Origin of the sequence: Algoriphagus oliviformis, assembly GCF_017254915.1 — a bacterium.
GTDB lineage: Bacteria > Bacteroidota > Bacteroidia > Cytophagales > Cyclobacteriaceae > Algoriphagus > Algoriphagus oliviformis.
The window spans coordinates 53,748-71,253 of sequence record NZ_JAFKCT010000001.1 but is presented as its reverse complement, the minus strand read 5'-3'; the positions used below and the strand labels follow the sequence as shown (position 1 = coordinate 71,253).

Genomic DNA, 17,506 nt, shown 5'->3' with positions numbered 1-17,506 from the left:
ATTTTATCCAAGAAAAGTCATGAAAATCAAGAGTCTATATTTATATGTCGTGCTGGCTGCCGGTTTGGCTTCCTGTGCGGAGTCACAATTTGAGGACGCTTACACCGACCCCTCTAAATTGGCTGAGACCACGGTAGGAAAGCAGTTTTCCGGTATGATCTACTCCAACAGGGAGTTTGTCCTTCCCAGCTACTGGAACTACTTCGTCATCCACCGAATCACCAACAACCGCTACAACCAAGCGACCGGTTGGGTAAACGAGGAAAACCAGTACGTACCCGGCTCCGCGGCCATCAATGACCGATGGAATGCCTACTACAACGTGCTGGCTCAGTACCGCGAGATCGAGAAAGTGTACAATGCGCTTTCCGATGCCCAAAAGGCGGATCAGCGGATCTACATGATCACTGCGGCTACCTTCTTCTATGACTATACCCAGCAGGTGATCGACTTGCACGGGGATATTCCATGGAGTGCTGCAGGCATGCTGAGCACCAACGGTGGCGACTACACCCAGTCCTATCCGGCGTATGACACCGCAGAAGGCATCTACACCAAGATGCTGGACGATTTGAAGACCTTCGCCGACGAGCTGAACAGCATCACGGTGAAGGATGCCGTTGCTGCCGAGTTCAAAACCCAGGATTTGATCAACAAGGGAAGCATCGCCAAGTGGAAGACTTACGTCAACTCCCTTCGTCTGAGAATGCTGACCCGAGTGAGTGCATCCAGCGCTTTCAGTGCAAGAGCGCAGTCTGAGATCGGAAGTATCCTCTCTGCCCCTGCGACTTACCCTGTTGCGTTGACCAACGCGGGCAACATCCAATGGGACGTGTATTCACTGGGTACCATCCTGCCTGCCAATACGTTCCAGTCAGGATTGGAAGACTGGAATGGCAACATCGCCAGCAAGGCGCTCATCGACCACATGGTAGGCAACGACGATCCAAGATTGGAGTATGTATTTGAGCCAGGCACAGCAGCCAATGGACAGTATTTGGGATTGGATCCAATGATGAATGGTACCAGTCAGACCGAGCTGATCGCTACCAACACCCTGTCTATCTACAACAGATCTACTATCAGCAGAAACCAGTACTTCCCGGGCGTGATCATCACCGCTTCCGAGGTGCACCTTTTGGCTGCGGAGTACTACCTGAAAAACGGACAGGCTGCCACTGCGAAGGCCCACTACGAGTCAGCGATCAAGCAGTCTTTGGCCTTCTACCAAAACCTGAGAAGCCTCAGCAACAACGGAATTACACCGGCACCGACTCCTCCGACCGAGGCGGATGTGGCGGCTTACTTGGCAAAGACTCCGGTCTCTTGGGATGCCGCGGCTTCTACCCAGGCTAAAATGACCCTGATCGCCGAGCAGAAGTGGATCCACTTCAACGTCGTTCAGCCTATCGAAAACTGGGCGGAGCTCAGAAGACTGGATCTGGTGAAGCTGAATTTCTGGACTGACCAGTCCAACCAGCAGAGCTTGCCACCAAACCGTTGGGTATATCCAGGTTCAGAAGCGACCTACAACATGCCTAACTACTCTGCCGTGCAGGGTGAGGACAACCTGACCAACAAAATCTTCTGGGACGCGAATTAACTTGCAGACCAGCTGATTCATCAAGCCGTATCCTTTTTGGATACGGCTTTTTTGTTTTTCAGCCAGAGCAGCAGAGTAGATGTCCTCGACGATGCGATGGTATTTCCCATTGATTTCGAATTCACAATTGTTTAATTTCCAGTAGCTTTTAGTCGATGTTTCTATGCAGTTCAAGGAAGATTTTTTACAGCTGGTCTGGAAGTACCTCTATTTTGACCGAAAGACGCTCCAGACCGTGGATGGGCAGTCTCTCGAAATTTTGGCGGTCGGCTTCCACAACCAAGGTGAGGGGCCGGACTTTCGTGACGCCAGCGTCGTGATCGATGGAGTGACGTTTCACGGCCATGTGGAGGTGCACCGCCTGGCTTCGGATTGGAAACAGCACGCCCATGGCGGAGATCCGGCTTACAATTCGGTCGTTCTCCATGTGGTCTGGGAAAATGACCGGGAGGTCCTGCGCAACGATGGCACGGCGATGGCGACCTTGGAGCTGAAGGGCCGGATTTTTTTGGAGGTTTGGAGAAACTACGAAAGCCTGCTCGATTTCAAGGCTGACCTGCCCTGCGCCCATGCCCTGTCCAAAGTGCCCGACATCATCCGCTTTTCCGCTTTGGAAAAAGCCCTGGTAGGCAGGCTCTACGACAAATCCGGCCTGATCCTGGAAATCCTGGAGCAGACAAAAGGGGACTGGGAGGAGACGGCCTATCGTTGGCTGTTCACCTGCTTTGGGTTCAAAGTCAATTCGCGTCCCATGGGCGAATTGGCCTCCCTGGTTCCCTACAGGGTTTTGCAAAAGCATCGCACGCAACCCTCGACTTTGGAGGCGATGTTGCTGGGGCAGGCGGGCCTTTTGCCCGAGTCCTCCGAGGAGCCCTATGTCAGACATCTGATCAGCGAGTACGCTTTTCTCCGAAAGAAATTCAATTGGGAAACGCCGCTTTTGCGACAGCATTGGTCCTTCATGGGAGCGCGGCCGACCAATTTCCCCACCTTGAGGATAGCCCAGTTGGCAGCGATTTTGGGCCAGGCCCCGAGCCTGCTCCAGTCGGTGATGGAGGACAGCCGGGAGTTTCTGGGCTTCAAAAAGCTCTTCCAAGTCGCGCCGTCGGACTATTGGCGCTACCACTATTCCTTTGGCAAGCCTACGGAGCGAGTAGCTTCCAAGGGAGTCTCGGGAGGAACTGTGGAGCTGCTCATCATCAATTTTGTGATGCCGCTGTGGTTTGCCTATGGGCGTTATTTTCAGCAGGAGGAGTGGCAGGAGCGCTGCTTTGATTTGCTCCAGTCCATGTCCGCGGAGCAAAATTTCATCACTCGGAAGTTTGCCGACAAGGGCTTCAAGCCCGCCAACGCCTTTGACTCCCAAGGGATGATAGGCCTGTTTCGCAGCTTCTGCGAGCCCCAAAAGTGCCTTTCCTGCAAGATCGGCCAGAGTCTGCTCAAGGGACAGAACAAATGAAATTCCGGGGTATCGAGAAGATTTTGGTGAGTGGTAGGTTGTAAGTAGTGAGGGAGGCGAAAATAATATTTAACGCCGACGCATGGCATTGATTTTCGCAAAGGCCCAAAGCCAAAATCTCTGCGGAAACTCCGCGACCTCCGCGTCTTGGCGGTGAAATCCAAGCGAAGCGCGGCAAGGACTACCTGGCTTTTTCTTGCTCTCCCACAAAAAGGGTGGCGAAGCTGGGGCTGCGATCCAAAGGAAATTTTGCGCAAGCGAGTCATTTCCTGTACTTTTGCAGGCCTAAACCAACGCATCCATGGACAAACCGGTGATCATTCTTGGCGCAAAGGGCATCGCCCATCCTGCGCTTGAAATATTCAACTCCAACCAAGTCATCGTGTATGGCTTTCTGGACGAAGATGAAAGCATCTACGGTACCGAGATCAACAACATTCCCGTGCTTGGGAACACCGAGGACGAGGGATTTCTGAAGCTGGTGGGCAAAAAGACCGAGGCATTTGTAGCGGTGGACGACACAAAGTATCGCAAGTTTCTAGTGGAAATGCTCCATGACGTCCGCAAAGTCCAGCCCGTCAACGCCATCCATCAGCGCGCGTACATCTCCACCGACGCGAGCATCGGCCATGGGAACTTTATCAATGCCAACGTGACCGTGGGAGCTGGCTCGGAAGTGGGTAGCCACTGCATCCTGCACACGGGCGCGATCATCGACCACAAGGTCAAGATGGCGGACTTTGTGCAGGTCGGTGCCGGATCCATCATCAATGCGGAGGTGACGATCGAAGAGGGCGCTTTCATCGGAAGCGGAGTGACTATCGTCGGTGGCGTCACCATCGGCAAGGGCGCTCGGGTCGGAGCCGGCTCTGTGGTGATCGCTTCGGTGGGCAAAAACGAAACCGTGTTCGGCAACCCGGCAGCCAAAGTAAAGTAATTCGAGATTTGATATTTAAAATTTGAGATTGGAGGTCGAAACATTCGACACTTGTGCTGAGCTTGCTCAAGCATCCGACATCCGACCTCGGACATCCAACATCCCAAAACACCCTGCCGAAACAGGGCGCTAGTTATGGAAAAGACAAACAACAAACCTTACAGCATCCTGCTGTACTACTGCTACGCCAAAATCGAAAATGCCGAGGCGTATCGCGAGGAACATCACCTCTTTTGCGTGCAAAACAACATCCGCGGACGGATCATCATCTCCGACGAGGGGCTCAACGGTACCGTGTCGGGCCTGCACGAGGACTGCGAAAAGTACATGGCCTACATCCATGCCGATCCCCGCTTTGCCAAGACGGAATTTAAGATCGACCAGCACGAGAAGCACGCTTTTGCCAAGATCCACTGCCGCTACAAGCCCGAGATCGTCCACTCTTCCCTGCGCCATTTGGATCCCAACGTGCGGACCGGCAAGCACCTGGAGCCCGAAGAGTTCAAGGCGCTCAAAGACCAGGAAGACGTGGTCATTCTTGATGTGCGCTCCAACTACGAGCACGAGCTGGGGCACTTCAAAAATGCCCTGACGCTCGATATTGACAACTTCCGGGACTTCCCTGAGAAAGTAAAAGAGCTCGAACACCTCAAGAGCAAGAAGGTACTGACCTACTGCACCGGTGGGATCAAGTGCGAAAAGGCCTCCGCTTTCCTGCTGGAGCAAGGGTTTGAGGATGTGTACCAGCTGCACGGCGGCATCATCAAATACGGCATGGAAGCAGGCGGAGAAGACTTCGAAGGCAAGTGCTATGTCTTTGACAACCGCATTGCGGTCGATGTCAATTCCGTCAATCCCACCGTGGTCTCCAAGTGCCACGTCTGCGGCACCGACTGCGACCGCATGGTCAACTGTGCCAACCCAACCTGTAACGACCACCTCGCCATCTGCGAAAAGTGCGGCTGGGAACTGGAGGGGGCCTGCTCTGTCGAGTGCAAGGAAAACCCAGAAAAGCGCACCTACGACGGCACCGGCTACTACCAAAAAAATTCCAACGGATACAATCCCTTCAAGGGCCTTTACCGTACCTCAACGCATGAGCCGCACCAACATGGAGAACCGACACATTCCTGAGTCTGAGCTGATCCTCAATTCAGACGGAAGCGTTTACCATCTACATCTGAAGCCAGCCCATCTGGCTTCTTTTGTTTTTACCGTCGGGGATCCGGATCGCGTGCCTTTGGTTTCGCGGTATTTTGATCAGATCGATTTCAAGGTTAGCAAGCGGGAGTTTGTGACCCACACGGGTTGGAAAAACGGCAAGCGCCTCACGGTGATCAGCACGGGCATGGGCACGGACAATGTGGAGATCTTGCTGACCGAGCTGGATGCTTTGGTCAATGTCGACTTGGAGACCCGAGAGGCAAAAGCAAAGAAAAGCCCGCTTCAGATTGTCCGTCTGGGGACCTCGGGTAGCTTGCAGCCGGATATCCCGGTCGGATCGCTGCTGGCCTCTGAGGTGGCAGTAGGGCTGGATACGCTGATGGCGTTTTATCCGGAGCTGCCCGGCAGGCAGGACTTGGCAATGGCAGTGCAGGAGGAGTTGGGTTTGGCTTTTTCCCCCTATCAGGCTGCGGCAGATCCCAGTCTGCTCGCAAGGTTGGGAGGGGAGTTTCTTCGCGGTGTCACCCTTACCTGTCCGGGCTTCTATGCGCCGCAGGGGCGTCATGTCCTGCTCAAGCCACGGATGGACCAGATGCTGGAACGATTGGCCGCGTTGGAAGTCGGTGGCAGACGACTGACAAATTTTGAAATGGAAACGGCGGGATACTATTCGCTCGGGGGACTGCTCGGACACCAGATGCTCAGCCTCAACGCCATCGTGGCCAACCGGCCGCTCAGTAAATTCGACTCCGAAGCGAATCAAACTGTGGACAGGATGATCCAAAGGGCGATGGAGATTTTTGGCTTTTGAGGGGATTTTTGACTCTTTTTTTGTCCGCTTAGACCAAAATAACCCAATTCATAAGGCTCAGTCTCCGACTGGAAAGAAAACGGGTTTTTTTAAACCCTAGGCTGGGGTGATCAGTTTGATTAGGTAGGTGCTAGTCTGGAAGATGTTGATTTTGAAGTAATTGCTCCTTTTTGGGTTCTTGACGTTTTCCGGCAGTTTTTTCCAAACCTCCAAACCTACCCGAAATGACCAAGACCTTTCTACTTCTCTGCTTTCTCATCTTTGCCTCGGCCAGCCAGGCGCAAGAGGTGATGCTCAGGGGCCGAGTGAGCGACGTTGCCGAAAACAAGCCCCTGGAATTTGCCAATATTTCCCTCCTCAGTCCAGAGGATTCGGTGCTGGTCTCTGGTGGGATGACTGACCTGAACGGTCAGTTTGACTTTGGGGCGCCGGTCGGGAGGTATTTGCTGAGGGTAGGCTTCATCGGGTACCAAAACTATTTTGAAACCATCAACCTGGACGGAAAATCCCCGGTGCAACTGGGTACCATCCGTTTGGAGGCCGATACCCAAAACCTCAATGAGGTCGTGGTGGAGGGCGTGAAGTCGATCTTTGAGTCCGACGTGGACAAGCGGATCTACAACGTGGAAAACAACATCCTGGCCAACGGTGCCACCGCTTCGGAGCTTTTGGCCACGCTCCCATCTATCCAGGTGGATGACGAAGGCAGCATCAGTATGCGAGGCAGCGGCAATATCCTTATCTACATCAACGGTCGCCCTTCCAACCTGTCGGGCGACGACATGGCCAGCATACTCACGCAGTTTCCCGCGAGCAGTATCAAGGAGGTAGAGCTCATTACCAATCCTTCCTCCAGATACGATGCCGCTGGGGTAGGGGGGATCATCAACATCGTCCTGAAAAAGAATGAGGAGACCGGCTTCAACGGCCAGGTCAATGCCTCCATCGGTACCCGCGAAAAATACCAGGCGGGCATCAACCTGAACTACGGCACAGAGAAAGCCAACTACTTTTTCTCCTACAATTGGCAGGATAGACGCAGGATAGAGACGGGCAGCGGGACACGCATCGCCAATCTGGAGGGCTTTTCCCCGACCCTTGACCAGACGCAGGACGGCTACGAAAAGGAAAAAAACCACCTAGTCAGGACGGGAATAGATTGGACGCTGGACGAGGGCAAGATTTTCGGTTTCTATTTCCAGGGGAATTTTGAAAACGAAAAGGAATTTGAGGATATCAACCAGCAAAACCTGAGTGCTTCCGGTGCCGTGGATTCCTCCTTTGTAAGAATCAACGAAGAACTTAGCAAAAGCAAAAACCTAGAGGGAGGGCTGAACTACACTTGGGACATCGATTCGCTGGGGCAAAAGCTTTACTCCTCGCTCTCCTACGCCTACGATGACCGTAGCCAAGACGAATACTACCGGCAGCAGTTTTACAGCTCCTCCGGGGAGCTGGATCCCTCCAAGGGTTTGGTGCAGACCAACCAGCGCCCGGCCACCAGTACGTTGGTCGTAGCGCAGTTGGATTACGAAAGGCCACTTGGGAAAAACTCCAGCATGGAAGCGGGGCTGAAAGGGACTTTTTCTGATTGGCTTTCCGGGCAGACCTTTGCGACCGGGGATGTGGACACGGATTTTGTCCCCATCGTGGTGGACAGCCTCAATGAAAGCTATGACTACTCGGAAGACGTCTATGCGGCCTACCTGACTTTCAAGCATAAGAAAAACAAGTTTGGCTACCAGCTCGGTCTGCGCGCAGAGGCGACACAGACGCTCGGTACCACCGTGAAGGGCCAAAGGGAGATTCCCAATGACTACTTCAACCTCTTTCCCAGTGCCTATCTGACCTACTCCCTCGGTGAGGAAAGCGAATTCAGCCTCAACTATTCCCGGAGGATTTCCCGTCCCAGGATTTGGGATTTGGCACCGATCTACCGGGTGAGGGATCAATACAACGTCAGCATCGGCAATCCCTACCTCCAGCCGGAATTCACCGATTCGTATGAGTTTGGCTATCGGAAAGGCTGGAAAAACTACCTGCTCCATGCCACGGTCTATCACCGCTACAGCACCGATGTCCGTACCCGCATCACCTATCTCAACGACAACAACGTGGCCGTGCAGACCCGCCAAAATGCGGACACCCAAATCTCGGATGGCTTGGAGCTGATCAACCAGTTTCAGCTGGGGAGAAATTTTGACGCGACGCTGACCGGAAACTTTTTCTACTCCCAAGTCAACGGGGAGAATATCGAGGAGGGCTTCAGCAATGAGAACTTTAGCTGGACGCTCAGCCTGCTGGGCAATCTCCTCATCCCCGACTGGTTTAGCCTGCAGTTCCAGGGAAACTACCGCGGGCCGATCGTTTTGCCGCAGGGAGAGATCCTTCCCCAGTGGTCGATCAACCTTGGCATGCGCAGGGAGGTGCTGGCTGGCCGTGGATCGGTGAGCCTAAACATCAGCGATATCTTCAACACCCGGAATTTCCGAATCAACACAATCGACCCGAGGTTTGTACAGAGCCGTACGTTCCAGCGGGAGACCCGCATCGGCACGCTATCCTTCATCTACCGTTTTGGCGGGTACAAGGAGAAAAGCGAGGGCAGAAGCCGTCGGGAGGGCGGTGACGATTTTGGGGGAGAAGATTTCTGAGAGAAAAGGTGTTCCTGATTCTTCGCCTCGTTAAATTGAGGCATGAGCCTATTGACCGAACAGATCATCCATTCCCTCCAAGATCGGGCGATCCCCGAAAAGGCGGAGTTTTTTCCCAGGTTTTTCAAGACCGGCCCCGGAGAGTACGGGGAAGGCGATGTTTTTTTGGGGGTGAAAGTGCCCGACCAGCGGAGGATCGCCAAGGAGTTTTACAAGGATATCCCCTTGGGCGACCTGTCTGAGCTGATCCAAAACCCCTACCATGAAGTTCGTCTCACTGCCCTGATCGCGCTGGTATATCGCTACGAAAAAAGCAAGTCAGAGGAAGAGCGGAAAGAGCTGGCCGACTTTTACCTCCATCACCTGGAGTGGGTGAACAACTGGGATCTGGTGGATACCTCCTGCCATCCCATTTTGGGGCATTTTTATTGGAAAAAGGACAAGACGCTGTTCCACCACATGGCCGGCTCCCACGGGCTATGGCGCCAGCGGGTGGCGATGATCAGCAGTCTGTATTGGATCAAAAAGGGCGATTTTGACGATGCGCTGGCTTTGGCCGAAGCCCTGATCGACCATCCCCATGACCTGATGCACAAGGCCGTCGGCTGGATGCTCCGGGAGATAGGCAACCGGGACTTGGAGGTAGAGCTGGACTTTTTGAAAAAACACTACAAAGCCATGCCCCGCACCGCCTTGAGGTATGCGATAGAAAAGTTTCCGGAGGATTTGCGGCAGGATTTTTTGAAGGGGAGCGTGTGAGGCCACGATGACCCACCCTTAAAAGACCTCCTTGAATAGGTAGGCAGATCTGTCCGCTTAGCCTTTCTTTCTGAAAAGTCCAGCGATGCGTCGGGCGATTTGTTTTTCTTTTTCCCAGAAGAAGCTGAACTGGCCGAAAATGAAGCCGTAGATCAGCAAAAAAACCTGGTAGAGGGGAAGTACTAGCAGAAGGTAGAGCAGGGTGTTGACAAAGCCGCCTTTTTCCACCCCAAAGAAATCAAGGATAGGATTCTTGACAAAAAGGATGGTAAAGCCCGTGCAGGCAAAGACCACCAAGACCATGACTACCTGAAAAAGACTGTCCAGTTTCCACTTGGTCTGCAAGCGTTGCAGAAATCCGGGCTTTTGCTCTTGGTCTACCATGGCCGTAAAGGTAATCAGAATCGATCTAAATAAAAGAGCCGGAAAATCCGGCTCTGTTTAAAAGTGCGATTTGCGAAATACAAGCTACGCAGGCGATGGTGTACCGCCAAGGGCGGGGGTAACTTTACAATCTTACCACTTTCCAACTTCTACCAAGTAAACACTCCGTTGTTCAGGTTTTGGAGCGCCTGTACTTTGTATTTCGCATCCACGAGGATAGACACGTTGTGGCGGCTACCGCCATAGGACACCATGCGCACAGGGATCTCGGTGAGCGAATCCATCACTGACTTGATGGCTCCTTTGGTCTCGGAGACCATGTTGCCCACGATGCAGATGATGGTCTGGTTTTGGTCGACTTCTACGGTACCCAAGACCTGCAGCTCTGCCAAGATTTGATCCAAATGGTTCAGGTCATCGATGGTCACGGACACGGCGACCTCGGAGGTGGTGATCATGTCGATCGGTGTCTTGTATTTCTCAAACACCTCAAAGATTCTTCTCAAAAAGCCATAGGCCAGCAGCATGCGGCTGGATTTGATTTTGATGGCCGTGATTCCATCCTTGGCGGCGATGGCCTTGACGCCGGTGGTTTCTACCTTTTCTTTGATCAGGGTGCCGTGGGCGCTCGGCTCCATGGTGTTGAGTAGCCTTACCGGCACATTGTTCAACTGGGCAGGCCAGATGGAAGCCGGGTGGAGGATCTTGGCTCCAAAGTAGGCCAGCTCCGCTGCCTCGTCAAACGAAAGCTCGGCGATGGGACGGGTGCGGTCCACGATGCGGGGATCGTTGTTGTGCATGCCGTCGATGTCCGTCCAGATCTCGCAGACGGAAGCGTTGATCGCGGCGGCGATCAGGGACGCGGTGTAGTCGCTCCCCCCACGCTTGAGGTTGTCAACTTCGTTTTTGTGGTTTTTGCAGATGTAGCCTTGGGTGACGAAGAGTCTGGCTCCGGCGTTTTTCTCCAAGATCGCTCCCAATTTCTCTGAGATCTTGCCGAGTTCCGGCTCGGAGTTTTCGTCGATGCTCATGAAGTCCAGAGCGGGCAGGAAGACTGCCGGGATGTCGAGCTCTTCCAGCAGGGTGTAAAACAGCTTCGTTGAAAGCAGTTCGCCCTGGGCGAGGATGTCGCGGTTGATGGCCTCGTTGAAGGAGATTTTCAGCAAGATATTGAGAAACTCAAAGTGCTCGCGTACGATCGCAGCAGCTTTTTCTTGAGCTTCTTTGGTGTCCAGTAGTGCTGGGTAGAAGGCCTCATAGTGGGCCAGCAGCGTATCGATGCGGTCTTTTGCAAGCTCCTTGTCTCCCGCTGCCAGTGCGTCGCCGATCCCGACCAGCGCATTGGTGGTGCCGGAGAGGGCAGAGAGCACGACGATGGTCGGTTCGTCGCCACGGGTGACCAGGCTTTTGACCTGGTGCATTCGTTCTGGGCGGCCTACGGAAGTACCGCCGAATTTCATGATCTTCATAGGGTCTATGATATGAGGTATTATAGGTTTGGAAATTAGAATCCGAGCATTTTGACGGCGGTGATGGCAGCCTCGTCGCCTTTATTGCCGTGCTTGCCACCGGCACGGTCCATGGCCTGCTTTTGGGTGTCCGGGGTGAGGACGCCAAAGATCACGGGCTTGTTGTACTTCAGGCCTACGTTGGTGATGCCATGCGCCACGGCATCGCAGATGAAGTCGAAGTGGCGCGTCTCGCCCTGGATGACGCAGCCGAGGCAGATTACGGCATCTATGCTTTCATCCTGGGCACACCACTGGGCTCCCAGCGTCAGCTCAAAAGAGCCCGGCACGTTTTTGCGGATGATGTTTTCTTTCTTGGCGCCGTTGTCAAGGAGCGTCTGGTAGGCACCGGAGTAGAGGGCTTCGGTGACTTCCTCGTTCCACTCGGACACGATGATGGCGAATTTTTTGGAGCTGATATCCTGGATGTTTTTGGAGCTGTGGGCGCTCAGGCTTTTGAGGGCAGTTGCCATGGATTTTCTTTTATAAAAAGGGAATGAACAAAAAAAGAGTAAGACCCCTTGGCCTTACTCTTCTAAACTATGCGGTACACACCTGCATTACTTAGCGGCAAGGCCTTCTAAGCGAGCTTTGTGTTTTCGTGCAGCAGCATATTCAAATGACTCGTAGTATTTCTCCTCGATCTCGGCGTAGGTAGCGATGGCATCGGCGATTTTGCCGGCCTCTTCCTGTGCCACGGCCAGCTTGGCCAAGTATTTTGGAGTGGTGTACTTGTTTTCGTTGGTACGGGCAGCCTTGGTATAGCTGGAGATAGCCTGGTCGGTCTGACCGAGCTCCAGCTGCGCATCACCGATCAGGGCGATTGCCTTGGACTGTACGAGGTAGTCATCGGCAGAGAAGTCTTCCAGATGGGTCAGTGCCTCTTGGAAGTTCTTTTGGGAAAGATAGATCGATCCGATGTAGAAGTGCGCCAGGTTGGCAGCGTCGGTTCTTGGATAGTCTTCCGCAATGGTCAAAAAGCCTTTGTTGATTCCGTCGCCATTGAGGGCGAAGTCTATGCTGTCCTGCTCATAGAAGTACACCGCCTGAAACATCTCGGCCTGGGCCTTCTCGTTTTGGTTTTGGTTGTTGATCTGGAAGAAAAGAATCCCTCCGATCAAGATCACCGCCGCAGCCAATACGCCTCCTAGTACTTTGCTATTTTGCTTCAAAAAAGCTTCACCTCTTCCGATTCGCTCTGCTAGTACTTCCGGGTTTTCAAGTACTTCGTTTTGATGTGCTTTATTGGATTCCTTTGTCGCCATGTTACTCAAATTTCGGTCGCAAATATACGGTTTTTATCAAATACACAAGTCCCAACAAAAAAGCCATGAAATCTTGGAAGACTTCATGGCTTTCCAGGGAATTAAATCAGGTGTTATTCCATCACGAAAGGATAATCCTCCTGTACGTACACGTCCTTGAAGGCGTCCTGTCCGTCAGGCCAAGGCGACTCCTCGGCAAATTTCACCGCTTCGTCCACCTGTTTTTTCACTTTCTTGATGATTGCTTCGATCTCCTCTTCGCTCAGGATGCTGTTTTCCCTGATAGTCATCAGCACCTGCTCGATCGGGTCGCGCTGCTTGTACTCTTCTACCTCCTCCTTGGTACGGTACTTTTGGGGATCGGACATGGAGTGCCCTTTGTAGCGGTAGGTTCGGAATTCCAGCAAGGTCGGGCCATCGCCTCTTCTCGCTCTTTCGGCAGCCTCGGACACCGCCTCGTGAATCGCCTCCACGTTCATGCCGTCTACCGGGAAGGAGGGCATATCGTATGCCTCGCCGATCTGGTAGAGCTCGGTGACATTGGAAGTACGGGCTACGGAGGTACCCATGGCATAGCCGTTGTTTTCGATCACGAAGATCACTGGCGTCTTATACAGCATCGCGAGGTTCATCGCCTCGTGAACGGCACCTTGGCGTACGGCGCCATCACCCATGTAGCAGATCGCCAGGTTTTTGGTACCTTTGTATTTTTCGGCAAAACCCAATCCCAAACCCATAGGCACTTGTGCACCTACGATTCCGTGACCGCCTGCGAAGTTTCTTTCTTTGTCAAAGATGTGCATGGAACCACCCTTGCCCTTGGTGGTGCCGGTAGCCTTGCCAAAAAGCTCGGCCATCACAGCTCCCGGGTCAGTTCCCAAGCCCAGCGGATGGGCATGGCAACGGTAGGCAGTGATCCATTTGTCGTCCTTGGTCAGGGCGCTGATAGAGCCTGAAGCACAGGCCTCCTGACCAATGTAAAGGTGGCAGAATCCACGGATTTTTTGCTGACCATAAAGTTGCCCCGCTTTCTCCTCAAACCTTCTCATCAAGAGCATGCTCTCGTACCAAAATGTGTACGTTTCTTTCGAATATTTTACCTTGGACTTGGTCGCTGCAGTTTTCTTTGCCATATCGTAATGATCAAAATATGCTATTTTAGGCCCCAAATATAGTAATCCCCACCTAAAAATCAGGGGACTGCCAAAATAAATCCCGCTGCATGCACCTGGAGTCCATCGACCTCATCCAGTTTAAAAACCACCTCAAATCCCGCCTGCTCTTTAGCCCCCAACTAAACTGCATCACGGGCCTGAACGGCAGCGGAAAAACCAACATCCTCGACGCAATCCACTACCTCTCCCTTACCAAGAGCGCCGTGCAGAGCAGCGACACGCTCAACATCGCCCATGGGATGGGCTTTTTCACGATCAAGGGAAACTTCCAGCTCAACGGCAAGGGCTTGGAAGTGCGCTGCTCCTTCGAGGGAGGGAAAAAGAAGCAGATCCTGCAAAATGGCAAGGCCCTCGTCAAAATCAGCGAGCATGTCGGCCAGATCCCACTGGTGCTGATCGCGCCCGACGACACCGAGCTGATCAAAGGCGGAAGCGAGGGACGCCGCAAGTTTTTTGACGGCTTACTTTCGCAGCTGGATCACCCCTACCTGGACCAGCTGATCCGCTACCATCATTTCTTAAAGCAACGAAACGCCCTGCTCAAGCAGTTTGCGGAGACGGGAAGAAGGGATCTAACGCTGCTGGGCAGCTACGACCAAGAGCTGATCCGGCTGAGCACGACTTTGGCCAAGCGTAGGGCAAGCCTGCTAGCCGAGGTTTCCCCCATGCTTCAGCGCTACTATGCGGAGATCTCAGGGGGGAAGGAGGAAGTCTCCATCAGCTACGAGACAGAAGCGCTTCGGGAGGATTTCGAAGTTTACTTTCTCAGCCTTCGTCAAAAAGACTTGGCCACCAAAAACAGCAATGCAGGAATCCACAAGGATGATTTTGACTTCCGCATTGGGGAGCATCCCATCCGAAAGATCGGCAGCCAGGGACAGCAGAAATCTTTTATCATCGCGCTGAAGCTGGCGCAGTTTCAGGTTTTCGAGGCGGCCAAGGGCGAGAAGCCCCTGCTGCTGCTGGACGACATCTTTGACAAGCTGGACGACCTACGGATCGCCAAGCTCATGGAGCTGATTTCCAGGCACACCTTTGGGCAGATCTTCCTGACCGACGCGCGGCCGGAGCGGTCCAAGGGTATTTTGGGTGGGCTGGACTCGGAGGTTTTCTTTTTTGAACTGGAAAACGGGACGGTAAAAAACTAAAAAGAGGCCGAAGCCTCTTTTCTTATTTCAAGCGATATCCAAAGTTAAACTCCAGATTGACTGGCCAAAAACCACTACTGCCCGTCAGATCAAAGTAGTAAATAGGCCCTACACTGCTCAGCAGTGCCCACCGTCCATATTCCCGCTTGAGCCCCCAGGTCGGGCCAAGGGCCATGGTATAGTTCTCATTTGGCCGGACGTTGCCGGCGATTCTCGGGCCGTAGTACAGGTAGCGCAAAGCAAGGAAATTGCCCCCCTTATGACTATTCCCTTCCCGTTTGTCGAGGTTATAGTAGCTTCTTCCTTGAACGTCAACAAAGGGCGCAATTATCCCCTGGAAACCAGACTCGCCATACATAGTGTTCAGCTCAGGATAGGAATAGTTGTATCCGATGCCTGCATTGAGCTCCAATGTGGTGTGTTGACCTAGTGGGCTTTCCCACGCGATCCCGGGATTTAGGAAATTCAACCTTAACTCCTTGTTCTGCTGGGAATACAAATTGGGACTTAGCAACAGCAAACCCAGCACGGCGACAAAAAACTTACCCATTGACCTGTCAGACTATTTTAATCGCGCAAAGATTGCCGAAAAAGCAATCCCCAAAAATACCCTGCTCAGGGTATTTTTGGAGTTTTTATCTCAGATCAATACTCACGAATCAACACTTCCGCTGGAATTTTGAGCTTCTCGTTGAGTTTCCGGATCATGCTCAGACTTAGCTTCCGTTTGCCGGAGAGGATTTCGGACTTCCGTGACCTAGCACCCAATATTTCGGAAAGCTCCGCTTCAGAAATGCCCAACTGATCCAAGCGAAACTTGATGGCCTCGATGGGGTGTGGCTTAGGGATCGGAAAGTGCTCGTTTTCATATTCCTTGATCAAAATGGAGAGCACCTCCAGCTCATCCGAATCCTTGGACTCCGGCTGAAGGTTTTGCTGCATCAGGGCATAAGCACGATCCAGCGCCACTTCATATTCCGCCTCACTTTTTATTGGTCTGGTCATCTTGGCTAGGATGGAAGATTTTGTTGAATATAAAAACACTAAAAACTCTCCAAGGGTATCGAACCCTTGGAGAGTTATGCCATACAAAAAAAGAGGCCGAAGCCTCTTTCCGTCACTTATTTCCACAAGTCTGCGGGATATTCGCCCGCATCGTGCAGCTTTTGCAGTGCCTCGATCACTACGGGACGGTCGTCGGTGTAGGTGACCCCAAACCAGACCTTGCCACCCTCTAGGATTTCAAAAGCGGCTTTGTCCGCCTTGATCAGGTTGTTAGCGACCGTCGGGATATAGAATTCCGACTTAAGATTGTCCAAGTTGGCCGGAAGAAACGCTGACCACATCTGCTCGATCTCCGCAAATACCGAATGGTGGAAGCCCCAGAAATTCATGCTGACCGGAGTGCCTTCGGCAATCTCCAGCACTTCGCCTTCTCCACGGCTGACGATCTTTTCACCCTCCCGGGCAATGGAGGTGCGCTCCACCATGCCGACCAGCTGCCCTTTGGCGTTGGTCTCGCAGACGCCGCGGCTCACGGTTCCGTTTTCGGAAAGCACGTTTTGGATCGCATAGCCCACCATCGCGTGCAGGTCGGGCTTCACCTCCGAGGAGAGAAAGCCTCCGAGGGCAGCAAAGGCCTCTCGGCCGTAAAAATCATCCGCGTTGATCACCGCAAAAGGCTCCTTGATCACGTCTTTGGCACAAAGTACCGCGTGGGCAGTTCCAAAAGGCTTTTTGCGATCCGCCTGCTTCAGCTCTGCCGGCACGAAGCTGTCCAGGGACTGGATCACCCAATCCACCTCGATCTTTCCCTGGAGCTTGGGCATGAATTTTTCCTTGGCCACTTCGAGGATCTCTTGCCTTACGATGAACACCACCTTGCCAAAACCGGAACGGATGGCGTCGAAAATCGAGTATTCAAGAATGGTCTCCTCGTTGGGTCCAAATCCATCAATTTGCTTGTTTCCTCCATATCGGCTACCGATCCCCGCAGCCAATATCAGAAGTGTTGGTTTGTTAGTCATAATCTTGGTTAAGAAAGGTCACAAAAATAGGGCTTTATCTCTCGGAGCCAAATCGACCCCTAAAATCGACTTTCGTTTGAAATGCACCGTAATTCCGTCGATATTTTGGTGAATCATCGATAAAGCAGGTTCAAAACATTCCATTTTGTACAAATCCGACACTATTTTTGAAAAAAATGGTCTTTTTTTAAACCTAATTTCGATTCGGTTCAAATTTTATCTTACTTTCATGCCATAATCTCAAAAAACCACTTAATCTATTGTGAAAAATGAAAAAAATAGAAGCGATCATCCGTACTTCTCGATTTGATCAAATCCACACCTGCGTCTCCAAGCTCGGTGTCAAATTCCTCTCTTTTTCCGAGATCAAAGGGATGGGCTTCGAACATGCCCGCCAAGAGGTGTATCGGGGAGTGGCCTACGAACCTACCTATATCCCCCGCACCAAGCTGGAAATCGTCGTGCCTGATGAAGTCGCGCCGTCAGTCATCCAATGCATCCTCTCCGAAGGCAAAACCGGCGAAGTAGGTGACGGAAAAATCTTCGTCTACGAGGTTTTGGAAGCCTATCGAATCCGAAACAACGACACCGGCGAAGCCGCTCTCTAAGACC

17 protein-coding genes are annotated in these 17,506 nt (G+C 52.6%); 9 read left to right on the top strand and 8 right to left on the bottom strand.

Annotation, left to right across the window (positions count from 1 at the left end):
• Positions 1–19 precede the first annotated feature (19 nt).
• From J0A68_RS00325 to J0A68_RS00295, 7 genes are all read left to right on the top strand, one after another.
• Complete coding sequence (locus J0A68_RS00325; protein ID WP_206576187.1) at positions 20–1,603, top strand: SusD/RagB family nutrient-binding outer membrane lipoprotein; 1,584 nt, start codon at positions 20–22, stop codon at positions 1,601–1,603.
• A 163-nt stretch (positions 1,604–1,766) separates the two neighbouring features.
• Positions 1,767–3,062 carry a DUF2851 family protein gene (locus J0A68_RS00320; protein ID WP_206576186.1) on the top strand — a complete coding sequence of 432 codons (1,296 nt, stop codon included), beginning with the start codon at positions 1,767–1,769 and terminating at the stop codon, positions 3,060–3,062.
• A gap of 301 nt (positions 3,063–3,363) precedes the next feature.
• On the top strand, positions 3,364–3,999 hold the full coding sequence (locus J0A68_RS00315) for an acetyltransferase (RefSeq protein WP_206576185.1): 636 nt from the start codon (positions 3,364–3,366) through the stop codon (positions 3,997–3,999).
• 135 nt (positions 4,000–4,134) lie between these two features.
• Entirely contained in the window at positions 4,135–5,133 is a 999-nt protein-coding gene (trhO, locus tag J0A68_RS00310) for an oxygen-dependent tRNA uridine(34) hydroxylase TrhO (protein WP_206576184.1), read from the top strand.
• Complete coding sequence (locus tag J0A68_RS00305; protein WP_236021310.1) at positions 5,096–5,974, top strand: nucleoside phosphorylase; 879 nt, start codon at positions 5,096–5,098, stop codon at positions 5,972–5,974. The genes trhO and J0A68_RS00305 overlap by 38 nt, the downstream gene beginning before the upstream one ends.
• Before the next feature lie 224 nt (positions 5,975–6,198).
• Positions 6,199–8,628, top strand: a complete 2,430-nt coding sequence (locus J0A68_RS00300; protein ID WP_206576183.1) for a TonB-dependent receptor — start codon at positions 6,199–6,201, stop codon at positions 8,626–8,628.
• Between the two features lie 42 nt (positions 8,629–8,670).
• Positions 8,671–9,387 carry a DNA alkylation repair protein gene (locus tag J0A68_RS00295; protein WP_206576182.1) on the top strand — a complete coding sequence of 239 codons (717 nt, stop codon included), beginning with the start codon at positions 8,671–8,673 and terminating at the stop codon, positions 9,385–9,387.
• Positions 9,388–9,444: 57 nt separating this feature from the next.
• On the opposite strand, the gene J0A68_RS00290 is transcribed toward J0A68_RS00295, so the two are convergent.
• The 5 genes from J0A68_RS00290 to pdhA form a co-directional block, all read right to left on the bottom strand.
• Complete coding sequence (locus J0A68_RS00290) at positions 9,445–9,771, bottom strand: DUF6787 family protein (RefSeq protein WP_206576181.1); 327 nt, start codon at positions 9,769–9,771, stop codon at positions 9,445–9,447.
• Positions 9,772–9,920: 149 nt separating this feature from the next.
• Entirely contained in the window at positions 9,921–11,240 is a 1,320-nt protein-coding gene (locus tag J0A68_RS00285) for an aspartate kinase (RefSeq protein ID WP_206576180.1), read from the bottom strand.
• Between the two features lie 35 nt (positions 11,241–11,275).
• Positions 11,276–11,752 (bottom strand): 6,7-dimethyl-8-ribityllumazine synthase, encoded by a 477-nt coding sequence (gene ribH, locus J0A68_RS00280; RefSeq protein ID WP_206576179.1) that lies wholly within the window; start codon positions 11,750–11,752, stop codon positions 11,276–11,278.
• An 87-nt stretch (positions 11,753–11,839) separates the two neighbouring features.
• Positions 11,840–12,544 (bottom strand): tetratricopeptide repeat protein, encoded by a 705-nt coding sequence (locus J0A68_RS00275; protein ID WP_206576178.1) that lies wholly within the window; start codon positions 12,542–12,544, stop codon positions 11,840–11,842.
• A gap of 113 nt (positions 12,545–12,657) precedes the next feature.
• A complete protein-coding gene (gene pdhA / locus J0A68_RS00270) occupies positions 12,658–13,677 on the bottom strand; it encodes a pyruvate dehydrogenase (acetyl-transferring) E1 component subunit alpha (RefSeq protein ID WP_206576177.1) in 1,020 nt (339 codons plus the stop codon).
• An 89-nt stretch (positions 13,678–13,766) separates the two neighbouring features.
• Here pdhA and recF point away from each other — a divergent pair, with 89 nt between their 5' ends.
• Positions 13,767–14,867 (top strand): DNA replication/repair protein RecF, encoded by a 1,101-nt coding sequence (gene recF / locus J0A68_RS00265; RefSeq protein WP_206576176.1) that lies wholly within the window; start codon positions 13,767–13,769, stop codon positions 14,865–14,867.
• Between the two features lie 22 nt (positions 14,868–14,889).
• On the opposite strand, the gene J0A68_RS00260 is transcribed toward recF, so the two are convergent.
• From J0A68_RS00260 to J0A68_RS00250, 3 genes are all read right to left on the bottom strand, one after another.
• Complete coding sequence (locus J0A68_RS00260; protein WP_206576175.1) at positions 14,890–15,417, bottom strand: hypothetical protein; 528 nt, start codon at positions 15,415–15,417, stop codon at positions 14,890–14,892.
• Between the two features lie 95 nt (positions 15,418–15,512).
• Positions 15,513–15,872: a helix-turn-helix domain-containing protein gene (locus J0A68_RS00255; RefSeq protein ID WP_206576174.1), complete on the bottom strand. Its 360-nt coding sequence runs from the start codon at positions 15,870–15,872 to the stop codon at positions 15,513–15,515.
• A 116-nt stretch (positions 15,873–15,988) separates the two neighbouring features.
• A complete protein-coding gene (locus tag J0A68_RS00250; RefSeq protein ID WP_206576173.1) occupies positions 15,989–16,894 on the bottom strand; it encodes a sugar phosphate nucleotidyltransferase in 906 nt (301 codons plus the stop codon).
• A gap of 269 nt (positions 16,895–17,163) precedes the next feature.
• On the opposite strand from J0A68_RS00250, the gene J0A68_RS00245 reads away from it, so the two are divergent.
• Positions 17,164–17,502, top strand: a complete 339-nt coding sequence (locus J0A68_RS00245) for a P-II family nitrogen regulator (RefSeq protein ID WP_206576172.1) — start codon at positions 17,164–17,166, stop codon at positions 17,500–17,502.
• Positions 17,503–17,506: the final 4 nt, after the last annotated feature.